The sequence below is a fragment of the Fulvimonas sp. R45 genome (assembly GCF_030504985.1).
GTDB lineage: Bacteria > Pseudomonadota > Gammaproteobacteria > Xanthomonadales > Rhodanobacteraceae > Rhodanobacter_A.
In genome coordinates this window covers 1-4,373 of the sequence record NZ_JASERU010000037.1, presented here as the reverse complement: position 1 = coordinate 4,373, position 4,373 = coordinate 1, and the positions used below count along the sequence as shown (strand labels likewise).

The 4,373-nt window shown below is 66.2% G+C and carries 5 protein-coding genes; 3 read left to right on the top strand and 2 right to left on the bottom strand.

The genetic code is table 11. The features are described 5' to 3' along the window. Positions 1 to 96: 96 nt before the first annotated feature. Positions 97 to 1,569 carry a helix-turn-helix transcriptional regulator gene (locus QMK61_RS17540; protein WP_302073523.1) on the bottom strand — a complete coding sequence of 491 codons (1,473 nt, stop codon included), beginning with the start codon at positions 1,567 to 1,569 and terminating at the stop codon, positions 97 to 99. 170 nt (positions 1,570 to 1,739) lie between these two features. Between QMK61_RS17540 and QMK61_RS17535 the strand changes: the two genes are divergently transcribed. The 3 genes from QMK61_RS17535 to QMK61_RS17525 all read left to right on the top strand — a co-directional run bounded on the left by QMK61_RS17535 (position 1,740) and on the right by QMK61_RS17525 (position 2,864). Beyond that, positions 1,740 to 1,937 carry a CsbD family protein gene (locus QMK61_RS17535; RefSeq protein WP_302073522.1) on the top strand — a complete coding sequence of 66 codons (198 nt, stop codon included), beginning with the start codon at positions 1,740 to 1,742 and terminating at the stop codon, positions 1,935 to 1,937. 86 nt (positions 1,938 to 2,023) lie between these two features. After that, complete coding sequence (locus QMK61_RS17530; RefSeq protein ID WP_302073521.1) at positions 2,024 to 2,575, top strand: HIT family protein; 552 nt, start codon at positions 2,024 to 2,026, stop codon at positions 2,573 to 2,575. 58 nt (positions 2,576 to 2,633) lie between these two features. Further along, on the top strand, positions 2,634 to 2,864 hold the full coding sequence (locus QMK61_RS17525) for a hypothetical protein (RefSeq protein ID WP_302073520.1): 231 nt from the start codon (positions 2,634 to 2,636) through the stop codon (positions 2,862 to 2,864). A gap of 368 nt (positions 2,865 to 3,232) precedes the next feature. Here QMK61_RS17525 and QMK61_RS17520 read toward each other — a convergent pair whose 3' ends face one another. Further along, positions 3,233 to 3,913 carry a hypothetical protein gene (locus QMK61_RS17520; protein WP_302073519.1) on the bottom strand — a complete coding sequence of 227 codons (681 nt, stop codon included), beginning with the start codon at positions 3,911 to 3,913 and terminating at the stop codon, positions 3,233 to 3,235. Positions 3,914 to 4,373: the final 460 nt, after the last annotated feature.

Genomic DNA, 4,373 nt, shown 5'->3' with positions numbered 1-4,373 from the left:
TCAACGACAACCTGCCAGATGGTCCTTCTCCGCTTGCTTGACGATAGCGTCAAGCATACGGGCTGGGCTGAGAAAAGACGTTGAAAGGCATGGCTCTCAATACCCCGCCACGCCGCGCTCGCGCCCCCACACCACCGCGGCGCTGCGGCGGTTCACGCCGATCTTGCCGTACAGCGTCGCCACGTGATTGCGGACGGTATGGCGTGACAGCTTCAGCGCCGCCGCGATATCGGCGTCGCTCTGGCCCTTGCAGATCAGGCCGAGCACCTCGCGCTCGCGCGGGGTCAGGTCGTCCAGCCCGGCCTGCGCCTCGCCTTCGCGGAGTGGCTGGCGGATCTGCGCCAGCCGCTCCATTACCGTGCGGCTGAACCACGAGGTGTCCTTCATCACCGCCTCGATGGCGGCGACCAGGTCCAGTTCCGAGCGCTTGTGCTCGGTGACGTCCTGCAGGACGCACAGCGCGCAGGGCTCGTCCTGGATGCTCACCGTGTCCGCCGACAGCTGGCAGTCGATCAGTGCGCCCTCGCGCGTGCGCAGGCGGATGTCGGCCTGGCGCACGTCTTCGCGCGCCTCCAGCCGCGCGGCCAGCTTGCGCCAGGCCCGCGCGTCCGGCCACAGGCCCAGCTCCGCGGGCGACCGCCCCACCGCGTCCGCCACGGCGTGGCCGGTGACGCCGGCGAACGCGTCGTTGACCTCGATCAGGCGCAACCCCGGCAGCGCGCACACCATCATCGGCACGGGCGCCAGCCGGAACGCCTTCGAGAAACGCTCCTCGCTCTGCCCCAGCGACAGCTCCGCCTGCTTGCGCGCATCCAGGTCGATGAAGGTGAACAGCATGCACCTCTCGTCGCCCACCTCGATCGGCTGCCCCGCCACGATGACGAACTTGCCGCCGCCGTCCGGCAACCTGAGCATGGCCTCGCGCTGCGCGATGGTGTGCCCCTCGTGCAGGTACGCCACCGCCTCGTCGCGTCGTTCCGCCTGTTCCAGCACGTCCAGTTCGTAGGCCGTGCGCCCCACCACCGCGTCGCGCCCGTAGCCGGTCATTTCCAGGAAACCCTGGTTCACCCGGATGTAGCGCAGGTCCGACAACCGGCAGATCAGCGCCGGCGCGGGATTCGCGTTGAAGGCCTGCTCGAAGCGGTCCTCGGCGCCGTAGCGCTCGGTGGCGTCCTGGATCACCAGCACCAGTGATTCGCACTGGCCATCCGCATTGGCGAGGGCGAAGCCGCGCACCCGGTGCACGCGGTGGAAGTCCTCGTCGCGCGTTCGGCTCACCTCCACGACCACGTCGCCGAAGGACTCGCCGGCGAGCACGCGCTCGACCGGATACTGCTTCGCCGTCAGCCGGTGGTGGTTGCGGTACTTCAGCACGAAGCGCCGCCGGTACTGCGTGGCGTCGGCGCCCAGTTCCTCCAGGCGTTCGCAGCCGTGGATCGCCAGCGCGGTCTCGTTGGCCCAGGCGATGGAGCGGTCCGGGTCGATGAGCAGGATGCCCTCGCCCAGGCCCGCGATGATCTGCTGGAGCTGGCGCCGGTCGACCCGGGGCCTGGCAACGGCTTCGTCCATGTCTTCTCCGCTTGGTGGTTTGCCCTATTTCCCGCCTGCGCCGCCGCCGGCGTCAAGCCACCGGTACAGATGGCCAAAAAGTACCAGTCCCTCTGGTGAAACCTCCTCTGGCGCACCTGTCGCGGCGCCGCCTAGCCTGAATCCGCACCCCCGCCACAGAGGAAGCAGTCATGAACGAAGACAAGATCAAGGGCCAGTGGAAGCAGCTCACCGGCAAGTTCAAGGCGAAATGGGGAAAGCTCACCGACGACGACCTGACGATCGCCGACGGCAACTACGAATACCTCGCCGGCAAGCTGCAGGAACGCTACGGCATCGCACGCGAGGAAGCGGAGCGACAGATCAAGGATTTCGACCGCAGCCTCTGACCCGGATCGCGGGAGGCGACCACGATCGCCTCCCGCGGCCGCACGCATCGACGGCGCCAGCCCCGCTACCATCCACAGGAGACAGCATGCACGGCGATTGCCTGTTCTGCGCCATGGCCGGCGACAGCGCGGATCCCTCCATCGTCGCCATGGACGACCTGACCCTGACGCTGATCCATCGCGGGCAATGGCGCCACGCCCATTTCCTGGTGGCCCCGCGCCAGCACATCACGGACATCCGCGACATGGACGACACCATCATGGAAGTGCTCATGCGCGCCGTCACGCGCGTGGCCCAGGCCATCGACATGGAATCACCCGGCGAACAGATCAGCATCTGGAAATCCGGCAGCCACGCCGCCGGCGCCCGGCACGTGCACTTCCACGTGCATCCGCGCCGCCTCGTCCGCACACCCCTGCTCGGACACGAAGACCCGTGCGGCGACCTGTCCGATGCCGCCGCCAGCCGATGGCGCATGCGGCTGGCCAGCGTCCCTGTCGTGGCGGACCATCGACCGCTCGTGCAGCACCCGATCGCCGATTGCCGCGTGGTGGAAGACGGTCCGGACCCCACCGCCTCCGGCTGGGACTTCGTCCACTGGCCCGAGAAGGAAGCCCGGCACAGCGACGACGATTAGCCGTCACGTCACCACCCTGCCTATGGTCGCCATGTTGCAACACAATCCTCCGCTGCCCATGCTCACTCCCAAGGGCGAAGGCTTCGCCCACGTCCTGATCGACTACGGTCCCGAGCTCGACCTGTACTGGACCGTATTCATCACCGCCACCGGCGAGGTGTGGACGTTCTCCAACCGTGACGTGCGCGCCAGCAAGAACATCACCCTGGGCCGCACCCAGGTCGTGCCGCCAGTTGCCGACGAGGGCCCTCCTGCATCTCGTGCCGCAAGCGCCATCGCCCGGGAATAAGGCCAGCGCATCGCGGCAAGCGCCGCCTTCACCGCGAACGCCGCTTTGCCGGCGGCAACGATCGGCGAAAACCCTAACGAGCCGGAGCTGATTCGTTCTCGCCAAGATGCGCCTCGACCATGGAATCCGGCCCCGCTTGGCTTGCCGCCCCCCCACATCGGTGATGTGAGTTGTGGCGTGATCTTGTTGTGTCGCGCCGTCCGGTGAATCCCCCCATCAAAGCCAGGCTCCTCATTTTTCGAGTCCAGCCCAGATGGTTTGAATCTGCTCATGTCCCTTCTATACCGTGGACCGCCGCCGGATACCGGCAAGAGAGCACCCCAAGCCGACCCGGCGAGGGGTGCGCCCAGCCGAGCGCCACGGCCCTGCTAATGGTAGACAGGCAACTTGCACGCTTGCGGCAACGCACTGCCCGTGGGCGAACGCCCGGGCAGTGCGAGGTAGCTGGCGGGCACTTCACGCACGCTGTTCAGCGTGTGCTTTGGCCCCAGCCGTTGCGACTCGTAGATGGTGTCGACGATGTCATGGATCTTGTCCACATCGCGGTAGATGGCGTCGCCCATCACCGCCAGCGTGGCCACGGAGTATTCGGCGTGATCGGCGCAGCAGACCACGTTGCCGACGGCGTGAAGGTTCGAGAGCAACAGGTTGATCTCGTCGACCTGGTCCAGGGTGATGCCGGACAGGTAGCGCTTGCCCGACGGAGACGTGGGGCTGCTCGCTACCTCGGCGTCCGCGCCCTGCGCATCGGCATCCTCACCCTCTTGTGCCTCAGTCTCCGCATCCGGCGCAGATGCCGCCACTTCCTTTTCACGCTCGGCTCCCCGGGACAGCGCCTCCATCACCGGGGCAACCTGCTGCTCCAACTGATCCAGGCAAAGCGCCCACTCGCCGGGGTGAATCGCCGCCGGCGCCTCGTTCGCCTGGCGCGGCTGGGTCAGGCGTACCAGGAAAGTCACGTATTCGTGCAGTTTCTTCAGCTGACGCTGGGTGCCCTCCGGCAGCCCGTAGCCGTTCGCTTGCGCATCGTTCGGTTCGGTCGTCGACATGATTGCCTCCTCGTTCCATGAAGTATCCGCACGCCAGGAAGGCGACGGGAAGTCGGGAGGTTCGAAACCGCTTACAGCCGGCGGGCGTATTCCCTCATGAGAGGTGTTGTATTAGCCACCCTCCCGACGCAGGTGTCACGTCGGTTGCGCCTGCAAACGCGCAGGCACAAAAAACCCACCGGTTTGACGGAGGTGGGTACCGCTGTAAGAGGAGTTTCGACGCTCCTTGGGATCGAGTCTGCTACTGGGATGGAGGGGTGTCAAGAAGGTGCCAGGGCCATCGGCTTTTCGGCAAAAGACTGTGTTGCCCAAGGCAGAGTGACTCACACTAAATAGCCTCCACGAAATCCGGGGCGGTTCAATGGAGCGCGAGATCCTAAAAAAAGCGACGGCGTTCTTCGCCAGGGAGTCCAAGTGAGGTACGCCTTCGTCGCTCGTGAACGGACTCGCTATCCACTGC